At 71.4% G+C, this 21,499-nt stretch carries 21 protein-coding genes; 11 read left to right on the forward strand and 10 right to left on the reverse strand.

Going from position 1 to position 21,499, the window contains the following annotated elements; translation table 11 throughout:
- Nucleotides 1-17: 17 nt before the first annotated feature.
- The 3 genes from AB0472_RS03845 to AB0472_RS03855 are packed head-to-tail and all read right to left on the reverse strand — an operon-like array spanning nt 18 to nt 3,350.
- Nucleotides 18-1,400 carry a ferredoxin reductase family protein gene (locus tag AB0472_RS03845; RefSeq protein WP_366353115.1) on the reverse strand — a complete coding sequence of 461 codons (1,383 nt, stop codon included), beginning with the start codon at nt 1,398-1,400 and terminating at the stop codon, nt 18-20.
- A gap of 59 nt (nt 1,401-1,459) precedes the next feature.
- Complete coding sequence (locus AB0472_RS03850; RefSeq protein WP_366353116.1) at nt 1,460-1,954, reverse strand: FMN-binding protein; 495 nt, start codon at nt 1,952-1,954, stop codon at nt 1,460-1,462.
- A gap of 37 nt (nt 1,955-1,991) precedes the next feature.
- Nucleotides 1,992-3,350, reverse strand: coding sequence for a ferric reductase-like transmembrane domain-containing protein (locus AB0472_RS03855; RefSeq protein ID WP_366353118.1), 1,359 nt, complete (start codon nt 3,348-3,350; stop codon nt 1,992-1,994).
- 151 nt (nt 3,351-3,501) lie between these two features.
- Between AB0472_RS03855 and AB0472_RS03860 the strand changes: the two genes are divergently transcribed.
- Together AB0472_RS03860 and AB0472_RS03865 are read left to right on the forward strand one after the other, a co-directional pair.
- Nucleotides 3,502-4,242, forward strand: coding sequence for a response regulator transcription factor (locus AB0472_RS03860; RefSeq protein WP_366353120.1), 741 nt, complete (start codon nt 3,502-3,504; stop codon nt 4,240-4,242).
- Nucleotides 4,243-4,246: 4 nt separating this feature from the next.
- The gene (locus AB0472_RS03865) at nt 4,247-5,728 is read left to right on the forward strand and encodes a HAMP domain-containing sensor histidine kinase (RefSeq protein WP_366353122.1); all 1,482 of its coding nucleotides are present in this window, start codon (nt 4,247-4,249) and stop codon (nt 5,726-5,728) included.
- 75 nt (nt 5,729-5,803) lie between these two features.
- On the opposite strand, the gene AB0472_RS03870 is transcribed toward AB0472_RS03865, so the two are convergent.
- From AB0472_RS03870 to AB0472_RS03880, 3 genes are all read right to left on the reverse strand, one after another.
- Nucleotides 5,804-6,508 carry a L,D-transpeptidase family protein gene (locus AB0472_RS03870; protein ID WP_366353123.1) on the reverse strand — a complete coding sequence of 235 codons (705 nt, stop codon included), beginning with the start codon at nt 6,506-6,508 and terminating at the stop codon, nt 5,804-5,806.
- A 3-nt stretch (nt 6,509-6,511) separates the two neighbouring features.
- On the reverse strand, nt 6,512-7,099 hold the full coding sequence (locus AB0472_RS03875; protein ID WP_366353125.1) for a pyridoxamine 5'-phosphate oxidase family protein: 588 nt from the start codon (nt 7,097-7,099) through the stop codon (nt 6,512-6,514).
- Nucleotides 7,100-7,162: 63 nt separating this feature from the next.
- Nucleotides 7,163-8,017, reverse strand: coding sequence for a hypothetical protein (locus AB0472_RS03880; RefSeq protein WP_366353127.1), 855 nt, complete (start codon nt 8,015-8,017; stop codon nt 7,163-7,165).
- 188 nt (nt 8,018-8,205) lie between these two features.
- Between AB0472_RS03880 and AB0472_RS03885 the strand changes: the two genes are divergently transcribed.
- The 5 genes from AB0472_RS03885 (at nt 8,206) to AB0472_RS03905 (ending at nt 14,311) form a co-directional block, all read left to right on the forward strand.
- Complete coding sequence (locus AB0472_RS03885; protein ID WP_366353128.1) at nt 8,206-9,423, forward strand: argininosuccinate synthase; 1,218 nt, start codon at nt 8,206-8,208, stop codon at nt 9,421-9,423.
- 49 nt (nt 9,424-9,472) lie between these two features.
- Nucleotides 9,473-10,900 (forward strand): argininosuccinate lyase, encoded by a 1,428-nt coding sequence (gene argH / locus AB0472_RS03890; RefSeq protein WP_366353130.1) that lies wholly within the window; start codon nt 9,473-9,475, stop codon nt 10,898-10,900.
- A gap of 239 nt (nt 10,901-11,139) precedes the next feature.
- On the forward strand, nt 11,140-12,111 hold the full coding sequence (locus tag AB0472_RS03895; protein WP_366353132.1) for an aldo/keto reductase: 972 nt from the start codon (nt 11,140-11,142) through the stop codon (nt 12,109-12,111).
- Between the two features lie 125 nt (nt 12,112-12,236).
- The gene (locus tag AB0472_RS03900; RefSeq protein WP_366353133.1) at nt 12,237-12,788 is read left to right on the forward strand and encodes a helix-turn-helix domain-containing protein; all 552 of its coding nucleotides are present in this window, start codon (nt 12,237-12,239) and stop codon (nt 12,786-12,788) included.
- Nucleotides 12,785-14,311: an MFS transporter gene (locus AB0472_RS03905; RefSeq protein WP_366353134.1), complete on the forward strand. Its 1,527-nt coding sequence runs from the start codon at nt 12,785-12,787 to the stop codon at nt 14,309-14,311. Before AB0472_RS03900 ends, AB0472_RS03905 begins: the two co-directional genes overlap by 4 nt.
- Before the next feature lie 95 nt (nt 14,312-14,406).
- Here the strand turns inward: AB0472_RS03905 and AB0472_RS03910 are convergent, their stop codons facing one another.
- Together AB0472_RS03910 and AB0472_RS03915 are read right to left on the reverse strand one after the other, a co-directional pair.
- Nucleotides 14,407-16,083 carry a multicopper oxidase family protein gene (locus AB0472_RS03910; protein ID WP_366353136.1) on the reverse strand — a complete coding sequence of 559 codons (1,677 nt, stop codon included), beginning with the start codon at nt 16,081-16,083 and terminating at the stop codon, nt 14,407-14,409.
- 181 nt (nt 16,084-16,264) lie between these two features.
- Nucleotides 16,265-16,936 (reverse strand): lysophospholipid acyltransferase family protein, encoded by a 672-nt coding sequence (locus tag AB0472_RS03915; protein WP_366353138.1) that lies wholly within the window; start codon nt 16,934-16,936, stop codon nt 16,265-16,267.
- A gap of 319 nt (nt 16,937-17,255) precedes the next feature.
- Here AB0472_RS03915 and AB0472_RS03920 point away from each other — a divergent pair, with 319 nt between their 5' ends.
- From AB0472_RS03920 to AB0472_RS03930, 3 genes are all read left to right on the forward strand, one after another.
- A complete protein-coding gene (locus AB0472_RS03920) occupies nt 17,256-18,437 on the forward strand; it encodes a glycerophosphodiester phosphodiesterase (RefSeq protein ID WP_366353140.1) in 1,182 nt (393 codons plus the stop codon).
- Between the two features lie 74 nt (nt 18,438-18,511).
- Nucleotides 18,512-19,018 (forward strand): sigma-70 family RNA polymerase sigma factor, encoded by a 507-nt coding sequence (locus AB0472_RS03925; protein ID WP_366353142.1) that lies wholly within the window; start codon nt 18,512-18,514, stop codon nt 19,016-19,018.
- 44 nt (nt 19,019-19,062) lie between these two features.
- Entirely contained in the window at nt 19,063-19,560 is a 498-nt protein-coding gene (locus AB0472_RS03930; RefSeq protein WP_351958829.1) for a GNAT family N-acetyltransferase, read from the forward strand.
- A 93-nt stretch (nt 19,561-19,653) separates the two neighbouring features.
- On the opposite strand, the gene AB0472_RS03935 is transcribed toward AB0472_RS03930, so the two are convergent.
- A complete protein-coding gene (locus tag AB0472_RS03935; RefSeq protein ID WP_366353144.1) occupies nt 19,654-20,094 on the reverse strand; it encodes a hypothetical protein in 441 nt (146 codons plus the stop codon).
- A complete protein-coding gene (locus tag AB0472_RS03940) occupies nt 20,075-20,434 on the reverse strand; it encodes a hypothetical protein (protein ID WP_366353146.1) in 360 nt (119 codons plus the stop codon). The genes AB0472_RS03935 and AB0472_RS03940 overlap by 20 nt, the downstream gene beginning before the upstream one ends.
- A 69-nt stretch (nt 20,435-20,503) precedes the next feature.
- Here AB0472_RS03940 and AB0472_RS03945 point away from each other — a divergent pair, with 69 nt between their 5' ends.
- Nucleotides 20,504-21,151: an HAD family hydrolase gene (locus AB0472_RS03945; RefSeq protein WP_366353148.1), complete on the forward strand. Its 648-nt coding sequence runs from the start codon at nt 20,504-20,506 to the stop codon at nt 21,149-21,151.
- Nucleotides 21,152-21,499 lie beyond the last annotated feature (348 nt).

Below are 21,499 nucleotides of genomic sequence, written 5' to 3' on the forward strand. Positions count from 1 at the left end.
CCGTGTGGTCCCGTCGCTCACATCTCGAACGACTCGTGATGGATGCGGCGGGCGGGAACCCCCGCGCCGCGCAATGCTTCGTACACGCCCTGCGCGAACCCGGGCGGGCCGCACATGAAGACGTCGTGGTCGACGATGTCCGGGATCTTCCGTTCGAGGTTCTCCGCGGAGATGTCGGGACGCTCGCCCTCCGGGCTGTTGACCGCGTACATCAGCCGGGCCCCGCGCTCCTTGGCGATCTCGGCCAGTTCGTCCCACAGGGCGAGGTCCTGCGTGGTGTTGGCCCGGTAGAGCAGGGTCAGGTCGCCCGCGGCGCCGGGCAGCGTCTCGAACAGCGCCCGCATGGGCGTGATCCCGACGCCGCCCGCCACCAGCAGGACCTTGCCGCGGCTGCGCCGGGACGCGGTCATCGCCCCGTACGGCCCTTCGGCCCACACCCTGGTCCCGGGCCGTAGTTCGCGCAGCCGTGCGCTGTGGTCGCCGATCGCCTTGACGGTGATCCGCAGCATGTCGGGGCGCGGGGCCGCCGACAGGGAGTACGGGTGCGAGCTGAACCGCATCCCGGGAGCCATGAACCGCCAGCGGAAGAACTGGCCGGCCTCCGCGCCCATCCGGTGCAGCTTGCGCCCGCCGATCAGCACGGACACGATGCCCGGCGTCTCCTCGATGACCGCCTCGACCCGCATCCGGTGCCGCAGGTTGAGCCGGATCGGGGTGAGAATCCGGTACCAGACCACCAGCGCGGTCACCACGCCGTACAGCCCGTACCAGAAGGTCTTGGCCATCGGCGTGAGGGCGAAGTCGTTGCCGGTGGTGATCTGGTGCCAGAACGTCAGGAACACCGCCGCGTACGTCAGCAGGTGCACGTGGTACCAGGTGTCGTACGGCATCCGGCGCCGCACCGGCCCGATCGAGGTCAGGCCGATGACGACGAACAGGCCGGTCCCGATGGCCGCCTTGCCCATGTCGGGGAGCTGGTTCACGGAGTCGATGGTCTGCTGGACGATGTCGTTCAGCGTCTTGCCGGCCTGCAGCGCGTAACCCCACATGATGAGGAAGACGTGCGCGAAGACCAGGCAGAGCGTGTAGCGGCCGCTCATCGCGTGCCAGCGGGCGACGCGGTCGGAGCCGACGCGCCGCTCCAGCGCCGGCACCCGGGCCATCTGGAGGACCACGAGGGCCATCAGATAGCCGGCCAGCAGGCCGGTGATCCGGCCCGCGTTGAGGATCTTGCCGTTCTGGTCGGCGATGGACGGGGTGTTGTGCCACCACAGCCAGAGCACGGCCGCCGCGCCCGCCCACACGGCGAGCAGCAGCGGGACGGCCGGTGAGCGGCGCGGGCGGATGCGGCGCATCGTCTGGCGGCGGGCGGCACGTCCGCCTGCGAGCGTGGTGGTCACGGTTCCTCCGTAGGGACTTGACCCATGGCCCACAGGTACGTGCCGCACTGCCTGAGCGTTCAGAGTCCCGCGGAGTCCAGTGCGGACTGGAGTGACTGCTGGTATCCCTGGCTGGTGTAGGTGGCCCCGGAGACGGTGTCGATGCTCGCGCTCTGTGCCGCCAGCGCCTCGCTGCGCAACTGCGGGAGGGCGTACTGGTTGATCTCCTGGTCCCGTGGGTTGTCCGTCGGGTACTGGAGCGCCGTGACGTCGGTGACCCTGCCGTTCTTGACGGTCACCTTCACCTGGACCGGACCCCAGCGGGTCTGGACGGTGTCCCCGGTGACGGTCCTGGTGCCGGTGCTGCTGCTCCCGGACGCGCCGGACTTGCCGGAGTCGCCGGTCGCGCCCGGGGAGGCGCTCGCGGACGCCGCCGGGGCGGGGCCCGCGGCGTCGGTGACCACGGTCGGGGCGGTGTGCGGCTTGAGCGCCAGCAGCATCACCACGGCGGAGACGGTGGCGGCGCTCGCGAGCACGATGCGCCGCAGCGGCCGGTTCTTGTTCAGTGCGTGCACGACAGGCCCCTCACAGCTCTCACAGCTCTCACAGCTCTCACAGTTCGAACGACTCGTGGTGGATACGGCGGTCGGGCACCCCGGCCGCGCGCAGCGCCCCGTACAGCTCCCGGGCGAAGCCGTGCGGACCGCAGAGGTACACGTCGTAACCGGCGAGCCCCGGGAAGGTCGCCCGCAGCGACTCCGCCGTCAGGGCGGGGCGCTCGCCCTGCGGGCCGTTGAGTGCGTAGAGCACCTGGGCGCCCCGCCAGCGCGCGACCGCCTCCAGCTCGCCGCCCAGCGCCAGGTCCTCGGCCGTGCGCGCCCGGTAGAGCAGCGTGACGTCGCCGGGCAGCGTCTCGAAGAGCGCCCGCAGGGGGGTGACGCCGACGCCCGCCGCGATCAGCAGGGTCCGGTGGCTGGTGGCCCGGTCGGCGGTGAGGGAGCCGTAGGGGCCCTCCGCCCACACCCGGGTGCCGGGGCGCAGCAGCGGCACGGCCGCACTGTGGTCGCCGAGCGCCTTGACGGTGATCCGCAGCAGGTCGCCACGCGGCGGCGCCGAGAGCGAGTACGGGGTCGACGTCCAGGCCATGCCGTCGCCGCCGAAGAACCGCCAGCGGAAGAACTGCCCGGCCCGCGCGCCCAGCTCCCCGATGCGCCGGCCCTGGACGACCACCGAGTACACGCCCGGCGCCTCCTGCTGCACGGAGTGCACCCGCAGCCGGTGCCGGAGGTTGAGCCGCACCGGCGCCAGGATCCGGAACCAGAGCACCAGGGCGGCGACCCCGAGGTACAGCGCGTACCAGAAGGCGGTGGCGACAGGCTTGCCGTTGAGGTCGTTGCCCAGCGTCAGCTGGTGGAAGAAGGCGAGGAAGACGGCCGCGTAGGTGAGCAGGTGGACGTAGTACCAGAACTCGTAGCTGGTCCGGCGGCGCGCGGCGCGCATCGAGGTGATGCCGACGGCGAAGAGGATCACCGTGCCGGCGGTCGCCTTGAGCATGTCGGGGTAGTCCAGGACGACGTTCAGCGTCTCGTGGACGATCGAGGCGTGGTCCTGGGCCGCGTACCCGGTGAGGATCAGCACGACGTGCGCGACCAGCAGACAGACCGTGTACCGGCCGGCCATCGCGTGCCAGCGGGCCACCCGGTCCGAGCCGACCCGCACCTCCAGCAGCGGGACCCGGGCCATCAGGCCGACGAGCACCGCGCAGGAGTACCCGCACAGCAGCCCGGCGATCCGCCCGGCCCCGGTCAGCCAGCCGGCCGTGCCCACGACGGAGCCGGTGTCCGACCACCACAGCAGGAGCACGGCCGCGGCCCCGCCCCACAGCAGGGCGAGCACCGTGGCGGCGGGGGAGCGGCGCGTGGCCACGGCGGGCACGGCAGGCGCCGTACGCCGTTCGTCCACGGTCGTCATGAGCGGTTTCCCTTCTCCGGTGGGTGACGCCACTGTGCAGCGCGAACCTCTGAGCGGCCTCTGAGTCCGCGCCGGCTCAGCGCACTCAGAGGAAATTCAGAGCGCCCGGGGTCCCCCCTCGCCACCCGCAGGGGCGATGCTGGGAGACGCGATGAACACGACCCGCTCCGGCCGCCCGGCCCTCACCAGACCCGACGGCACCCAGCTCCGCGTCCTCGTCGTCGACGACGACCCCGACCTCGCGGAGGTCCTCACCGGTGCCCTGCGCTACGAGGGCTGGGAGGTCCGCGCGGCCGGCGACGGCGCGAGCGCGCTGGCCGCGGCCCGGGAGCTGCTGCCGGACGCGGTGGTCCTGGACGTGATGCTCCCGGACACCGACGGCTTCGCCGTGCTCCGCTCGCTGCACCGGGTCAAGCCGGACGTGTGTGTGCTCTTCCTCACCGCCCGGGACGCCGTCGAGGACCGGATCGCCGGCATCACCGCCGGCGGCGACGACTACGTCACCAAGCCCTTCAGCCTGGAGGAGGTGGTCGCCCGGCTGCGCGGCCTGTTGCGCCGGGCCGGCATGGCCCGCCAGCAGGAGGACGGCCCCCGCCTCGTCGTCGGCGACCTCGCCATGGACGAGGAGGCCCGCGAGGTGACCCGGGCGGGCGAGCTGATCGAACTCTCCCCGACCGAGTTCGAACTCCTGCGCTTCCTGATGCGCAACCCGCGCCGTGTCCTCAGCAAGGCGCAGATCCTCGACCGGGTCTGGTCCTACGACTTCGGCGGCCGTGCCCACGTCGTCGAGCTGTACATCTCCTACCTGCGCAAGAAGGTGGACGCGGGCCGCGAGCCCATGATCCACACGGTCCGCGGGGCGGGTTACGTCCTCAAACCCGTGACCAGGTGACCAGGTGAATCCGCTACGACGGCTGCGGCACCTGCCCCGCCTGCGCACCCTCCGCGCCCGCCTCACCGCGGGCCTGGTCGTGCTGCTCGCCGTGAGCTGCGCGGCGGTCGGCGTCGCGGCCGTGGTGGAACTGGACGGCTTCCTCACCGGCCGCCTCGACCAGCAGCTCCAGCAGACCGGCCCGAGCTTCCCGCAGTCCCTCGAACACGGCATGTACAGGCCCAGCGACCGGGACGGCGACGAACACGGCGACACCCGCCGCCAGGCCGCCGGCACCTTCGGCGCCCGCCTGATGAACGGCCGGGTCACCAACGCGGCCCTGATCCCCTCCGACGACGACCCGGACCTGACCGTCGGCCTCACGGCCCGCGACCGTGCGGCCCTCGCGGAACTGCCGGTGGACGGCCGCGGCCACACGGTCCACCTCGCCCCGATCGGCGCCTACCGGCTGCTGGCCTGGCCGGGCCGCGACGGCGACGTCCTGGTCACCGGCCTGTCCCTGGAACCGGTACGGGCCACCGTGCACCGCCTGGAACTGGTCGCCGCCGCCGTCTTCGGCGTCGCCCTGGCCGCGGCCGGAGTGGCCGGCGCCCTCTGGGTCCGCTGGTCCCTGCGCCCCCTGAGCCGCGTCGCGGCCACGGCCGCCCGGGTCAGCGAACTCCCGCTCGCCAGCGGCGAGGTGGCCCTGCCCTCCCGCGCCCCCGAGTCCGACCCCCGCGGCGAGGTCGGAAGGATGGCGACCGCCTTCAACCGCATGCTGGGCCATGTCGAGGACGCGCTCACCAAGCGCCATGCCAGCGAGGAGCGCCTGCGCACCTTCGCGGCCGACGCCAGCCACGAGCTGCGCACCCCGGTCGCCTCGGTCCGCGGCCACGCGGAACTGGCGCTGCTGCACCCGGGCCCGGTGCCCCCCGAGATCACCCGCGCCCTGCAACGCATCGCCGCCGAGTCCTCCCGGATGGGCGAGATGGTCGACGACCTGCTCCTCCTGGCCCGCCTGGACGCGGGCCGCCCTCTGGAGAGCCACCCGGTCGACCTCACCCACCTGGTCCTGGACGCCGTCACGGACGCCCGCGCCACCGGCCCCGACCACCGCTGGACCCTCGACCTCCCCGAGGACCCGGTGACGGTGACGGGCGACACCCACCGCCTGCAACAGGTCCTGGCCAACCTGCTGGCCAACGCCCGCCTGCACACACCCGCCGGCACGAAGGTGACGGTGACCCTGGAGACGGACGGCGGCCGGGCGGCCCTCCGGGTCCACGACGACGGCCCCGGGATCCCTCCCGACATCCAGCCCGGCGTCTTCGAACGCTTCACCCGGGCCGAACACCGCCGCCGCCCGGACGCCTCCGGCGGCGGAGCGGGCCTCGGTCTGTCGATCGTGGCGGCGGTGGTGGAGGCACACGGCGGCACGGTGACCGTGGAGAGCCTGCCGGGCACGACGACGTTCACGGTGGAACTGGCGGCAACCGCAACCCCGTAGGGGCGCTGGGGGAGGAACTGCGCGACCCGCCCAGGACGGCCTGCACGTGCCACCGCACCCCGTACGGCGTACCTCTCAGTACCGGGTGAGAGCGGTGTCGCCGCTCACCGTCCCCATGGCGATGTGCGGCCCCTTCTTCGGATCCGCCCACTGCAGAATCCGCCGCATCGCATCCTCCGGCACTGACACACACCCGGCCGTCGCCCCGGCCCCGTTGACATGCAGAAAGATCCCGGCCCCCCGCCCTCGCACCGGCCGCGTGTAGTTGAACCCGATCACCAGCGCGTACCCGTACTGCGTCGTGTACGACGACAGCTTCTCCGACTCCGCCGCGCGGCAGTCGGACGGCAGCGGCTCCGCCCAACGGTTGTAGGACGCGGAGTCGTTGTCCTGGCACCACCACGAATTCGCCGTCACCGGCCGGTACTCGACCGCGGTCCCGGCCGGCGCCGCCTGGAGGCCGAACCCGAACGGAAGGTCGTACAACCCCGTAGGGGTCGTGTTCGTACCCTGCTGCCGCTTCGCCCCCTCGACCAGTCCCTTCGCGCCGAAGCGGGCCTCGGCCGACCCCACCTGCACCCAGGCCCCGTCCCGGCGCTCCCACCAGGTGAGCGTCCCCGACGTCGAGCTCAGGGCGGACGCCTCCGCGGTGATCAGCTGGCTGCCGCCGCCGGTGTCGGCCATCAGGGCGGGCAGCGGCTGCGGATCCGTGGCTCCCGGCGCCGCACCGAGCAGCAGCAGGGACGCGGACACAAGAGTGGTGACGACTCCTCGGCGCATGTCTCAGACGCTAGACGGAGGCAGCGGCAACGGCAGCCCGGGTAGGCCGTCCAGGCTCACCGCGATGTGGTCCTTCTTCTCGAAGTACGCGCTCAGCGAGGCGTCGTCCTCGCGCGCGAAGCGCTTCCCGTGCAGGTCACGGTCCGCCTCGTAGGCCATGTAGGGGACCGCGTAACCACAGCTGTCGCGAATGAGTTCGGCGTGGACGACGACGACCGCGCGCAGGCCGTGCAGGGACGGGTCGATGTCCGGGAAACGGGTGAGGAGTTCCGAGAAGCGCGGGTCGTCGCGGAAGACCGCCTCGCCGTGCCCGTGCACCCGGACGATGTTCGGCGGCCCCTGGAACGCGCACCACATCAGGGTGATGCGGCCGTTCTCCCGCAGATGGGCGATGGTCTCGGCGTTCGAGCCGGCGAAGTCCAGGTAGGCGAGGGTGAGTTCGTCGAGCACGGTGAAGGAGCCCTTGAGGCCCTTGGGCGAGAGGTTGACCGTGCCGTCGCCCGCGAGCGGGGCGGTGGCGGTGAAGAACAGGGGCTGGTCCTCGATGAACGTGCGGAGCCTGCCGTCGATGCGTTCGTAGGTCTTTCCCATGAGGTCCCACTGTGGCCGCCCCGGCCGGCGCTGTACACGGGGCGGCCACAGCTGCCTGTCACGTCACTTGGTGAGCGTGCAGGCGGCCAGGGAGTCGAGACCGGCCGGCTTGGTCGAGGTCCGGCCGATCGCGATGGCGATCCGGTCGATGGTCGACTTCCGCTTGTCCGCCAGCGGGCCGAGGATCGCGTTCTGGACGAAGTTCGGACCGCCCTGGCCGACCGTGGACTGGAGCCGGTTGTTGGCCTCGGTGATCTGCGTCTGGAGCAGCGTGAGGTTGCGGTCGACCTCGGCCTGTGCGGAGGCGGGGATCGCCGGCAGCTGTGAGGCGACGTCCGGGCAGGTGATCGTGGAGACGGCACTGCTGCCGGTGCTGCCCGTCGACTGCTGCTGGGTGGCCGCCGTGCTCGGCGCGGCCGAGGCGGTGCCCGCCGCCGTGCCGGTCCCCGTGTTCGTGCTCGCCCCGCTCGCGTTCAGGGCGCACGGCGCGAGCGAGTCCAGGCCGGTCGGCTTGGCGGCGGTACGGCCGATCGCGGTCGCGATCCGGTTGATGGTCGCCACCCGCTTGTCCTTGAGGGGGCCGAGGATCGCGTTGTTCACGAAGTTCGGGCCGCCCTGGCCCACCGTGTCGACCAGCCGCTTGTTGGCCTCCTGGATCTGCGTCTGGAGGAGGGTGAGGTTTCTGTCGACCTCGGCCTTCGCGGAGGCGGGGACCGCCGGCAGCTGCGAGGCGACGTCCGGGCAGGTGATGGTGCCGGGGGAGGCGGCGAGAGTGCGTGCGTTGTTCGTGCCGCTGCTCTTGTCGGGCGTACCGGCGAGGGCCGTACCGGCGATGACCGCGCCGGAGAGTGCCACCGCGGCGGCACCGCCGATGAGCGCGACACGACGCTTGTTGTACTTCGGGAGAGCCCTGGACATGCGGATGCCTCACTTGGGTCAGAGGTGGGTTTACAAACGCGGCGCCAGCGTTCAGGGATGGGTACGGGTAAGCGGTTTCGTTTGTTCAACCCTTTTTCCTGCCGGTCGGCCGAACCCGGCAGATTGACGAATCATGCAGAGCTCTGCATACTCATGCATGGCGAGCGAATGTACGTGAGGAGGGACCCATGAGCGAGCGCGTCGTACTCGCCTACTCCGGCGGCCTCGACACCTCCGTCGCCATCGGCTGGATCGCCGAGGAGACGGGCGCCGAGGTCATCGCCGTCGCGGTGGACGTCGGTCAGGGCGGCGAGGACCTGGACGTCATCCGCAAGCGCGCCCTGGCCTGCGGCGCGGTCGAGGCGGAGGTCGCCGACGCCAGGGACGAGTTCGCCGACGAGTACTGCCTCCCGGCGATCAGGGCCAACGCCCTCTACATGGACCGCTACCCGCTGGTCTCCGCGCTCTCCCGCCCGGCGATCGTCAAGCACCTGGTGGTCGCCGCCCGCAGGCACGGCGCCGGCACGGTCGCCCACGGCTGCACCGGCAAAGGCAACGACCAGGTCCGCTTCGAGGCCGGCATCGTCGCCCTCGCCCCCGACCTGACCTGTATCGCCCCGGTCCGCGACTACGCGATGACCCGGGACCGGGCGATTGCCTTCTGCGAGGCGAAGAACCTCCCGATCGCGACCACCAGGAAGTCTCCGTACTCCATCGACCAGAACGTCTTCGGCCGCGCCGTCGAGACCGGCTTCCTGGAAGACATCTGGAACGGCCCGATCGAGGACATCTACGAGTACACCCAGAACCCGGCCACCCCGCGCGAGCCCGACGAGGTCGTCGTCACCTTCGAGGCGGGCGCCCCGGTCGCGATCGACGGCAGGCCGGTCACCGTCCTCCAGGCCGTCCAGGAGCTGAACGAGCGGGCGGGCGCCCAAGGGGTCGGCCGCATCGACATGGTCGAGGACCGTCTCGTCGGCATCAAGTCCCGCGAGGTGTACGAGGCCCCGGGCGCGATCGCGCTCATCACGGCCCACCAGGAGCTGGAGAACGTCACCGTCGAGCGCGAACTCGCCCGCTACAAGCGGCAGGTGGAGCAGCGCTGGGGCGAACTCGTCTACGACGGACAGTGGTTCTCCCCGCTCAAACGGGCCCTGGACGGCTTCATCGACGAGGCGAACCGGCACGTCACCGGGGACATCCGCATGACGCTCCACGGCGGCCGCGCGGTCGTCACCGGCCGCCGCTCCGACTCCTCCCTCTACGACTTCAACCTCGCCACCTACGACACCGGCGACACCTTCGACCAGGCCGCGGCCAAGGGCTTCATCGACATCTACAGCCTGTCGTCGAAGATCGCCGCGCTGCGCCGTCTGCGGGCACAGCCCGACGTAGACCAGGCATAGATCTGCAAGGATCTGCGCTACCCGTCAACCCTTCCTAGGAGCAACGCAAGTGAGCAGCAACAGCGGTGACGTACGGCTCTGGGGCGGCCGTTTCGCCGACGGTCCCGCCGAGGCCCTGGCGAAGCTGTCCGCGTCCGTCCACTTCGACTGGCGGCTCGCGCCCTATGACATCGCCGGTTCGCGTGCCCACGCCCGCGTGCTGCACAAGGCGGCGCTGCTCACCGCGGACGAACTCCAGCGCATGCTCGCCGGCCTCGACCGGCTCGAAGCCGACGTCGCCGACGGCTCCTTCGTCGGCACGATCGCCGACGAGGACGTCCACACCGCCCTGGAGCGCGGCCTCCTGGAGCGCCTCGGCCCCGATCTCGGCGGCAAGCTGCGCGCCGGCCGCTCCCGCAACGACCAGGTGGCCACCCTCTTCCGGATGTACCTGCGGGACCACGCCCGCATCATCGGCGGCCTGATCGCCGACCTCCAGGACGCCCTGATCGGCCTCGCCGAGGCCCACCCGGACGTGGCGATGCCCGGCCGCACCCACCTCCAGCACGCCCAGCCGGTCCTCTTCGCCCACCACGTCCTCGCCCACGTGCAGTCCCTCACCCGGGACGCCGAGCGGCTGCGCCAGTGGGACGAACGCACGGCGGTCTCCCCGTACGGCTCCGGTGCCCTCGCCGGCTCCTCCCTGGGCCTGGACCCGGAGGCGGTGGCGAAGGACCTCGGCTTCGAGCACGGCAGCTCCGCGAACTCCATCGACGGCACGGCCTCCCGCGACTTCGTGGCCGAGTTCGCCTTCATCACCGCGATGATCGGCGTGAACCTCTCCCGGATCGCGGAGGAGGTCATCATCTGGAACACGAAGGAGTTCTCCTTCGTGACCCTGCACGACGCGTTCTCCACGGGCTCGTCGATCATGCCCCAGAAGAAGAACCCCGACATCGCGGAGCTGGCCCGCGGCAAGTCCGGCCGCCTGATCGGCAACCTGACCGGCCTGATGGCCACCCTCAAGGCGCTGCCGCTCGCCTACAACCGCGACCTCCAGGAGGACAAGGAGCCGGTCTTCGACTCCTGCGACCAGCTGGAGGTCCTGCTCCCCGCCTTCACCGGCATGATGGCCACCCTCACCGTCCACCGCGAGCGCATGGAGGAACTGGCCCCGGCCGGCTTCTCCCTCGCCACCGACATCGCCGAGTGGCTGGTCAAGCAGGGCGTCCCGTTCCGCGTCGCCCACGAGGTGGCCGGCGAGTGCGTCAAGGCGGCGGAGGCCGAGAACAAGGAACTCGACGAGCTGACGGACGACCAGTTCGCCAAGATCTCCGCCCACCTGACCCCGCAGGTCCGCACGGTCCTCAACGTCCCCGGCGCCCTCGCCTCCCGCAACGGCCGCGGCGGCACGGCCCCGAGCGCGGTGGCGGTGCAGCTGGCCGAGGTCAAGGCGGACGTGGTCCGGCAGCACGAGTGGGCCGACGCGAGGAAGTAGACCTTCCCGGCGCCCCCGAGAGGGCGCTCCGTGCCGTGGTTCTCCGCCGCGCCGTCGTGGCCGCTCGCGCACTTCTCCAGGTGACGCGCCCCGAAAGGGGCGCGGGGAACTGCGCGAGCGACCCCCGCTCACCCGCGCTCGCCGGCGCGCCCCACCCCCCGAGCTGAACGGCGAACCAAAGGTGATCGCGGGTTACGTTGGTCAGTAGCCCGACGCAGCCGACCCCAACGGAGCCCGCGATGCCCTTCGCCCGCCTGGCGACCGCAACCACGCCGACCTCCCACCTCGGCCTCGGCCTCGCCGCGGTCGGCCGCCCCGGCTACATCAACCTCGGCCGCGAAAGCGACCTCGGCGAGGACCGCGGTGTCGACGCCCTCCGCACCCGCACCCACGAACTCCTCGACGCCGCCTACGCCCAGGGCGTCCGCTACGTCGACGTGGCCCGCTCCTACGGCCGCAGCGAGGAGTTCCTCGCCGACTGGCTGAGCGCCCACCCGGACATCCAGGACCTCGTCGTGGGCAGCAAGTGGGGCTACACCTACACGGCCGGCTGGTCGGCGGACGCCGAGACGCACGAGGTCAAGGACCACAGCCTCGCGACGTACGAGCGGCAGCGCGCCGAGACCGCCGAGCTGCTCGGCGACCGGCTCGACCTCTACCAGATCCACTCGGTGACCCCGGACAGCCCCGCCCTCACCGACAAGGAACTCCACGCCCGCCTCGCCGAGGCGGCGGCCGGCGGCCTCACCGTCGGCTTCTCGACCAGCGGCCCCGCCCAGGCCGACGCGATCCGCGCCGCCCTCGCCGTGACGGTCGACGGCGAGCCCCTCTTCCGTACCGTCCAGTCGACGTACAACGCCCTGGAGACCTCGGCGGGGCCGGCCCTCGCCGAGGCGCACGACGCCGGACTCACGGTGATCGTGAAGGAGGGCATGGCCAACGGCCGGCTGGCCGCCCCGCACGCTCCCGAGGTCCTGCGGGCCGTGGCCGAGGAGACCGGCCTGGGCTGCGATGCCGTCGCCCTCGCGGTCGTACTGCGCCGGCCCTGGGCCGGGGTCGTCCTCTCCGGGGCGGCGACGCTCGGCCAGCTCGCCTCCAACCTGCACGCGGCCGTGGTCGACCTCGACGCGGACCAGCTGAGCCGGCTCGCCACCCTCGCCGAGGAGCCGCGCGCCTACTGGGAGCACCGTGGCAGCCTGCCGTGGCACTGACACAGACATGGGCGTAATGTCACAGAAATGCACTTAAGCACACAAGACCGCACACAAGTCCCTCCCTTTGATGCGTGTGCGTCGCGAGTGAGACAAAGATGTCTCACATGGATTATTCTCGTCTCATGGCTCTCGACCGTGACCACGTCCTGCGCAGCGCAGCCGCCCTGCTGACCCGGAAGTCCACCGCGACCATGGACGAGGTCGCCAAGGCCGCCGGGATCAGCCGGGCCACCCTGCACCGGCACTTCGCCGGGCGGGACGCGCTCGTCCGCGCGCTGGAGGCGCTCGGCATCGCCGAGTGCGAGGCGGCCCTGGACGCGGCCCGCCTGGACGAGGGCCCGGCGGCCGACGCCGTGCACCGTCTGGTCCGCGCGATCGAACCGGCCGCCGGTCTGCTCGCCTTCCTCTACACCGAGAACCAGCTGTTCGAGGGCGAGGGACAGAACCAGGGCTGGACACGGATCGACGACCGCATCGCGGCCCTGTTCCGACGCGGCCAGCAGACCGGCGAGTTCCGCATCGACCTCACGCCCACCTGGCTCACCGAGGCGCTGTACGGCCTGCTGGCCTCCGCCGCCTGGGCGGTCTCCGAAGGCCGCGTCGCCCCCAAGGACTTCACCCACATGATCGTCGAGCTGCTGCTCGGCGGCGCACGACGAAGAGAGGAACCATGACCAGCACCGTGCAGCCGGCGCCCGTGGCGGAGGCGGAGGAGAGGCGGCCGGGCCGCTGGCTCGCCCTCTCCGCCCTCGTGCTCGCCGTGCTGCTGGTGGCCGTCGACGCGACCGTCCTCGGCCTGGCGACCCCCTACATCAGCGAAGACCTCAACCCCTCGGGCACCCAGCTGCTCTGGATCGGCGACGTCTACTCGTTCGTCATCGCCGGTCTGCTGGTCTCGATGGGCAGCCTCGGCGACCGCATCGGCCGCAAGCGGATCCTGCTCGTCGGCGCGACGGCCTTCGGCGCGGTGTCCGTCCTGAACGCGTACGCGACCACCCCCGGCACGCTCATCGCGGCCCGCGCCCTGCTGGGCGTCGCGGGCGCGACCCTGATGCCGGCCACCCTCGCCCTGATCCGCAACCTCTTCCACGACCCGCGCGAGCGCAGCCTCGCCGTCGGCATCTGGGGCGCGGCGGCCTCCGCCGGCACCGCCGTCGGCCCGATCGTGGGCGGCTTCCTGCTCGAACACTTCTGGTGGGGCTCGGTCTTCCTGATCAACCTGCCCGTGATGGTGGTCCTGGTCCTCGTCGGCCTCAGGACGCTCCCGGAGTCCCGCAACCCCGCCCCGGGCCCCTGGGACCTGATCAGCGTCGTCCTGTCACTGGTCGGCATGATCGCCGTCGTGTACGCGGTGAAGGAGGCCGCGACCCACGGCCTCACCGGCGTGACCGCGGCCACCGCCCTGCTCGGCGTGGCGGCCCTCCACGGCTTCGTCCGCCGCCAGCTCACCATGCCCAGGCCCCTGCTGGACATGCGGCTGTTCCGCAACCGCGGCTTCAGCGGCGCGGTCCTGGCCGACCTGCTGACCGTGCTCGGCATGTCGGGGCTGGTGTTCTTCCTCTCCCAGTTCCTGCAACTGGTCCAGGGCAGGCACCCGTTCGAGGCGGGCCTCGCCGAGGTGCCGGCCGCGGTCGGCGCGGTGGCGGCGGGCCTGGTGGCGGGCCGGGCGGCCCGCCGTTACTCGGTGCGGGCGGTGGTCTCCGGCGGCCTGGCGGCCGTCGGCGTGGCCCTCGCGGTCCTGACCACCCTCTCGCGGTCCACCGGCTACCCGGTCCTCGGCGCGGCCCTCCTGGTGGTCGGCGTCGGCGCGGGCTTCTCCTTCACGGTGACGGCCGACGTCATCCTCTCCAGCGTCCCCAAGGACCAGGCCGGCGCCGCCTCGGCGGTCTCCGAGACGGCGTACGAACTGGGCGCGGCGCTGGGCATCGCCCTGCTGGGCTCGATCGTGACGGGCGTCTACCGCGGCTTCACGGCCCCGCCGGGCACCCCGGCCGCCGTCCACGAGTCGCTGGGCGCGGCCCTGGAGGCCTCGAAGGCCATGCCCGCACCCACGGCGGCCGACATGCTGAGCGCGGCCCGCGACTCCTTCACCCACGGCCTCCACCTGGCCTCGGGCGCGGGCGCCGCGGTCCTGCTGGCGACGGCGGTGGCGGCCTGGTTCCTGCTCCGGGGCCAACGGCTGGAGAGCGCCCCCTGAGGGGCGCCGGGGGTACCCCGGCCGATGGCCGGCGGAGGAACCGCGCGATCAACCACGAAGTACCCGCGCCCGAAGGACCGCCGAAGCATCCCGAATCACTTCTGGTAACCCAGCACCGTCATCATCCCGCTCTCCGAGTGGTACTGGTTGTGACAGTGCAGCATCCACAACCCGGGGTTGTCGGCGTCGAAGTCGAGCACCAGCTTGCGATGCGGCAGCACGATCGTGGTGTCCTTGCGCGCCCCCGCCGAGCTGATCCCGGTGACCGAGAACGTGTGCCCGTGCAGATGCATCGGATGCCACATGTCGGTCGCGTTGACGAGCGTCAGCCGCACCCGCTCACCGGCCCGCACCGCATGCCGCTGCCGCACGTCGTACTGCTTGTGGTCGAACCCCCAGTCGTACCTCTGCATCGTGCCCGTGATCCGGATGAGCAGGTCGCGGTCGGGGACCCGGTCGTCCATGGCGACGGACTCGGCCGGCAGCAGACGGCGCGCCGGCACGATCTCGCGGTCCAGCTCGGGCGGTCGGACATCGGGCGCCGGAAGGTTTCTCCCCTTGTCGGTGCGGAGGACCGCGAGTGCCCTGCCCTTCTTGCCCTCGGCGAGCGCGACCAGCGGGAAGACGCCGTCCTTGGCGGTGACGAGGACGTCGTACCGCTCGGCCATGCCGATGAGCAGCGCGTCGGTCCTCTTGTGCTGCACGGGGTAGCCGTCGGTGTGGGTCACGGTCATCTCGTGGCCGCCGAGCGCCACCCGGAACGCCGTCTCGGAGCCCGCGTTGATGATCCGGATCCGGACCCGGTCGCCGGGGCGGCAGCGGAAGACCGAGGGGTCGGTGTGCAGCCGCCCGTTGGCCAGGTAGTGCGGGTAGGCGACGTTGCCTCCCTCGCCGTGCAGCAGTTCGCTGTGGGAGTTGCGCAGGATCCGGTCGACGCCGGTCGGCGCCTTCGACCTGCCCTTGGACGCGGACTTGGACGCGGACTTGGACGCGGACCTGGACGGCGACGCGGAGGCGTGCGCCGAGCCGTGCGGACTCGGGCTGCCGGGGCCGGGACCCATGCCCATCCCCATGTGCATCGCCATGGACCCGCCCGGCTTGAGCTGGTCGAGCACCTGCTCGGGGCTGGAGCCGTCGATGTCGTCGACCCAGTCGTCCAGGACGACCACCCATTCCTGGTCGTAGGCGAGCGGCTCCTTCGGGTCGTCGACGATGAACGGCGCGTACAGCGCCCGGTCGGGCTGCATGCCGACGTGCGAGTGGAGCAGGTACGTCCCCGGGTGGGCGGCGACGAAGCGGTAGATGAAGTCCGTGCCCGGCGCGATGGCCGGCTGGGTCAGGTCCGGCACGCCGTCCATGTCGCAGCGCAGGCGCACCCCGTGCGCGTGCAGCGTGGTCTTCTCGGCCAGCTGGTTGGAGAGGGTCAGACTGAGGACGTCACCAGCGGTGACGCGCACCAGCGGCCCGGGGACCGACTCGTTGTACGCCCAGCTGTGGACCGTTCGGCCGCCCAGGTCCAGCATGCTCCTGGCAGCCGTGAACTTGATCATCCGGACGGGGCCGGACCCGCGTTTCCGCTCGGTCGCGAGCACCTCCGGGCCCGACGGGTTGACGAACCCCTTGGGCCCCTGCGGGACGAACGCCGAGGTGCCCGCCGTGTGTTGCGGGCCGGAACGGGGTTCTGAGCCCGAGTCGGTACATGCCGCGAGGAGTCCCGCGCCGGCGGCAGCGAACGGAGCACGAAGCAGGGTACGCCGAGAAGGTTTCTGCATATCTGAATAAGACATGCTGTGTGCTCATATGGGCGGTAAATGTGGATGAACGAACGATGTGTCGGGCCAATTTCCACCGGCAGGCGGACGCCGGACGGGTGTCAGGCGGATGGCAGACAGAAGGGCGCGGACCACGGGTCCACGCCCTTGCGCCGAACGAGTGCCGCGCCGTTCCTCCCCGTCAGGCGGCCTTCGCCTTCGTGGCGTACATGTCCACGTACTCCTGCCCGGACAGCCGCATCACCTCGGCCATCACCGAGTCGGTCACGGCCCGCAGCACGTAGCGGTCCCGGTCCATCCCCTCGTACCGGGAGAACTCCATGGCCTCGCCGAACCGGACGGTGACCTTGCCGGGCCGCGGGATGCCCGCGCCGCCCGGCTGCAGCTTGTCCGTGCCGATCATCGCGAACGGCACCACCGGCGCGCCGGTCATCAGCGTCAGCCGTGCGATGCCGGTACGGCCCCGGTAGAGCCGGCCGTCGGGGGAGCGGGTGCCCTCCGGGTAGATCCCGAAGATCCGGCCCTCGTCCAGGATCCGCTTGCCGGTCATCAGCGCGGCGACGCCACCGCTGGCGCCGTCCCGGTCCACCGGGATCATGCCGACGCCGGTGAAGAACCAGGCCATCAGCCGGCCCTTGAGGCCCTTGCCGGTGACGTACTCGTCCTTGCCGATGAAGAACACCTGCCGCTTGCTGACCAGCGGCAGGATCATCGAGTCGATGAACGTGAGGTGGTTGCCGGCGAGGATGACCGGCCCGTCCCCCGGGATGTGCTCCACGCCCTCCACCCGGAGGCGGAACATCAAGCGCATGATCGGTCCGAGCGCTGCCTTGATGAACGCGAAGCGGGACAACGGGTCCTCCGATGTCGAGGGGCGGTATGAGTCTGTGCAGGTGAGGACATTACTCGCGGCTCCACGGGAAGCGCACATCGGGAGCGGCCGGTTCACCGAGGTCTTACGTACTGTTGACGCTGGTTTACCTGCGGTGACGCCCCGAAGTCAGGTCGTCAGGAGCCCGGGCGATGTGACGGATGTCGCCGACGGACCGTCATGACCCGCCGTTCACCGGCCATACGGCGTCACCCGGCCGTTGGGTCGGCGGTCTCCCTTCGGTCACATGTGCAGTCCTACGATCAGCCGGCATCAGAGGGCGAAGGTCAGGAGGGCGCTCATGGACGCGCATGACTCGAACGAGCGGACGCAGATGAACGGGACGACCGGACGGCGGGCGCTGCTCGGCGCCGCGGTGCTCGGCGCCGGCGGTGCGGTCCTCGGACTGCCGGGCGCCGCCAGAGCGGCCGAGGCCGGCCAGGCCGGCCACGGCGGCGGCCTGAAGAGCCTGCCGAAGCCGACGATCATCGGCCACCGCGGCACCAGCGGCTACCGCCCCGAGCACACCTTCGGCTCCTACAACCTCGCCCTCGACCTCGGCGCCGACGTCGTCGAGGCGGGCGACCTCGTCCCCACCAGGGACGGCCACCTGGTCTGCCGCCACGAGCCGGAGATCGGCGGCACCACGAACGTCGCCGACCACCCCGAGTTCGCCGACCGCAGGACCACCAAGACGCTGGACGGCGTCCCCACCACCGGCTGGTTCACCGAGGACTTCACGCTCGCCGAGCTGAAGACGCTGCGCGCGATCGAGCGCATCCCGGCCAACCGCCCGCACAACACGCTCTACAACGGCCGCTGGGAGATCCCCACCTTCGAGGAAGTCCTCAAGTGGCAGGACGAGCAGACCCGCAAGCGCGGCAAGCAGGTCTGGATCTACCCGGAGGCCAAGCACCCCACCTACTTCCGCAGGCTCGGCCTCGGCGTCGAGGAGCGGATCGCCAAGCTGCTGCGCAAGTACGGCAAGGACAAGCGGAACTCGCCGGTCATCGTCCAGTCCTTCGAGCCCACCAGCATCCAGCGTCTCAACAAGCTGATAGACAACCCGCTGGTCGTGCTGCTCTCCACCGCCAACACCCAGCCCTACGACTTCGTCGCGACGGGCGACCCGCGCACGGTCGCCGACCTGATCACGCCGAAGGGCCTGCGGGAGATCGCCGGCTACGCGCAGGGCATCGGCCCGACCGTCGACCTGATCATCCCGAAGGACGCCAACGGCGACTTCACCACGCCGAGCACGCTGGTCGCGGACGCGCACAAGGTGGGCCTGATCCTGCACCCCTACACCATGCGCAACGAGAACCCCTTCCTGCCGCCGGCCTACCGGATCGGCAGCGACGCGGACGCCTACGGCAACGTCTTCCCGGTCTTCCGGAAGTACTTCGAGACCGGTATCGACGGCGTCTTCACCGACAACGCCGACACCGCCCTGCTGGCCCGCGCCGACTTCGTCAACGGCTGAGCCCCCGCACCCCCTTCGGGGGGTCTCCCGGCCGCCCCGGCAACCCGTGCCGGGGCGGCGGCGTCGTTGTGCACATGAGGAACGACCTGGTCGCCGCTCTGCGCCCGCTGCTCACCGCCGAGGCCGCCGCCGAGGCGCATGCCGGCGGCGGCGATCCCCGTGACCTGGAGCAGACCGTCTGGCTCCGCCTCCTGGAGCGGCTGGAGACCCACGGCCCGCCCAGCGCCCCGGAGGACTGGCTGCGCCGGGCCGTGCGCACCGAGTCCCGCCGCTCCCGGCGCACCGCCCGCCGCGAACACCCCTACGCCACCGACCCCGCCGACCCCGGCGCGCCCACCCCCGAACAACGGGTCCTCGCCACCGCCGGCCACCGCGCCCTGCGCGAGGCGGTCGCCCGCCTCCCCGGCCGCTGCCCCCGGCTCCTGCAGGCCCTGCTCTCCCCGAGGGACCTGACATACCGGGAAATCGCGGGGGAGTTGGGTATCTCACAGGGCAGTCTCGGCCCGGAACGCTCCAGATGTCTGGGTTGTCTGCGCCGATTGTTGACGCCGGAGGTTGCGCCCCGCGAAGCGCGGGGATAGGAGTGAGAACGACAGGCGATCAGGTGAGCGGGAGGCGTGCGCACATGGGCATGAGCGTGACCATCTCGGTGGCGACCGAGCAGGATGCAGAGCAGATCTTCAGGCTCCAGTACCTGTGCTTCCAGAGTGAGGCGGCGCTGTACGGCAACTACCGCATCGACCCGCTCGTCCAGAGCCTCGACTCGGTCCGCCAGGAACTCGCCACCGACTGCGTCTTCGTCGCCCGCCTCGGCGAGGAGGTCGTCGGCTCGGTCCGCGGCTCGGTCACCGAGGACGGGGCCGCCGCCATCGGCAAGCTGTGCGTCCACCCCCGCCTCCAGGGCCACGGCATCGGCGCGAGGCTGCTCCGCGCCGCCGAGGCCGCGTTGGAGGAGGAGCGCGGCGCCAAGCGGTTCCGCCTCTTCACCGGCCACCGCAGCGAGGGCAACCTCCGCCTGTACCGCCGGGTCGGCTACGAGACGGTGGGCACCTCGAAGGGCGCGGACGGCGTCCCGATGATCGTCCTGGAGAAGCCGGCCAGTACCTACGCAACGACGGCCTGACAACTGACCCAGGGGCGCTGGGGGTACCCCCGGCCGAAGGCGGGGGAGGAACTGCGCGACCAGCCACAACGCACCGTCGGTCGCGCACGTTCCTCAGGCCCCCGCCTCCCGGGCGCCCTTCCGCAACCAGTACAACGCGGAAATCGGCAACAGCACGGGAATGAACACGTACCCCATCCCGTAGTCCGACCACACGGTCGCATCCGGGAACGCGGAGGCGTCGACAACGGTCCACGTCCCCACGATCAACACCCCCGCAAGCTCGGCGGCGCAGCACACCTGCGCCACCCTGCGGGCCGTCTCGCCGCCCCGCACCAGCGTGTACGTGATGAACGCGTACACCACCCCGGCCACGGCGGACAATGAGTACGCGAGCGGCGCCCGGTCGAACTCGGTCGCGATCTGGTAGGCGGATCGCGACACCGCCCCGACCACCATCACGCCGTAGAACCAGACCAGCAGCGTCCCCGGCCCACTGGTCAGCCGCTTCGGCCTCTCTTCCACGGCCGTCATCTCACCCTCCCCAGATGTCATGGAGCCGCACCTCCAGCACGGCCAGCACCACACCGCCCGCGGCGACCGTCACGGAACCCCACCGGGTCCGCTCGGCGAGCGACATGAACCCCGCGGCCGGCACGCAGGCGAAGGCGCCCAGCAGGTAGGCGACGAAGATCGTCGTCCCCTGGTCCGGCTTCTCGCCCCGCGCCAGCAGCACGATCCCGGCGATCAGCTGGATCGCCGCCAGCACCGACACCACGGCCATCCCGATGAAGTGCCAGTCCTTCGTCGGCTGGTCCCGGTACGCCGCCCAGCCGCACCACGCGGCGAGCAGCAGCGCGGCGACTCCGGTCACCGTCAGCAGGGCATTGAGCATGCGGTGACCTTATTACGGCCGAATCGGCCCGATGCCGTCGCCCCTGTCGTACACCGTAGGGTCGAGACCATGACGATCCACGCACAAGCCCTCCTGTTCGACAACGACGGCACCCTGGTCTCCTCTCTCGCATCGGTCGACCGCTGCTGGACCCGCTGGGCGGCGGAGTACGGCGTCACCGAGGAGTTCACCCGCGTCGAACTGCACGGACGGCCCGCCGCGGACATCGTCGCCGACCTGCTCCCGGCGGACCTGGTGCCGCAAGCCGTCGCCCGGGTCGAGCAGCTGGAGGTGGAGGACGTGCCCAACGACGGCGTCCACCTGCTCCCCGGCACCGCCGCCTTCCTGGACTCGCTCCCGGCCGACCGGTGGGCCGTCGTCACCTCTGCCACCCGCCGCCTGGCCGAGGCCCGCCTGGAGGCGGTCGGGATCCGGCCGAAGACGCTGGTCTGCGCCGACGACATCACCCGTGGCAAGCCCGACCCCGAGCCCTACCTCCTCGCCGCCCGGCAGCTCGGCGTCGACCCGGCGCACTGCGTGGTCTTCGAGGACGCCCCCGCCGGACTCCAGGCGGGCCGCGCGGCCGGTATGACCACCGTGGCCTTGGCCACAACCCACCAGGCGCACGAACTGGCCGCGGACCTCGTGGTGAAGGACCTCTCGGCCTTGTCCGCACTGGTCACCGACCAGGGCATCGAGATATCGGCCCGCGGCTGACAGATGTCCGCCGCTGTCCAGTATGCGGACAGCGGCGGCCTGTCAGGACCGTAGGTCTGGTTTACTGATCGCATGACCACGACGAGCGACCGCACCCCTGCGACCGAGGCGACCATGACGCCCGGTGCTCGTTGTATGTGTCGAATGTGCGCCTTCTAGAGGGCCCCCGCACCACCCCAGAGCTCGCGCCCCGAAGCGAGACCGGTGGCATGTCCGTACGGCGCGACGACGCCCGTACGTGACGCAAGCCGCCCCCGCGCACATGTTCTCCCCGGTTCAGCGCTGCTGCGAGAACCGTGCCGCGTCCTGAACGAACGCACCCGTGCGCCCGGGCACACCCACGCCCGC

The organism is Streptomyces sp. NPDC086777, from assembly GCF_040702065.1.
Lineage (GTDB): Bacteria > Actinomycetota > Actinomycetes > Streptomycetales > Streptomycetaceae > Streptomyces.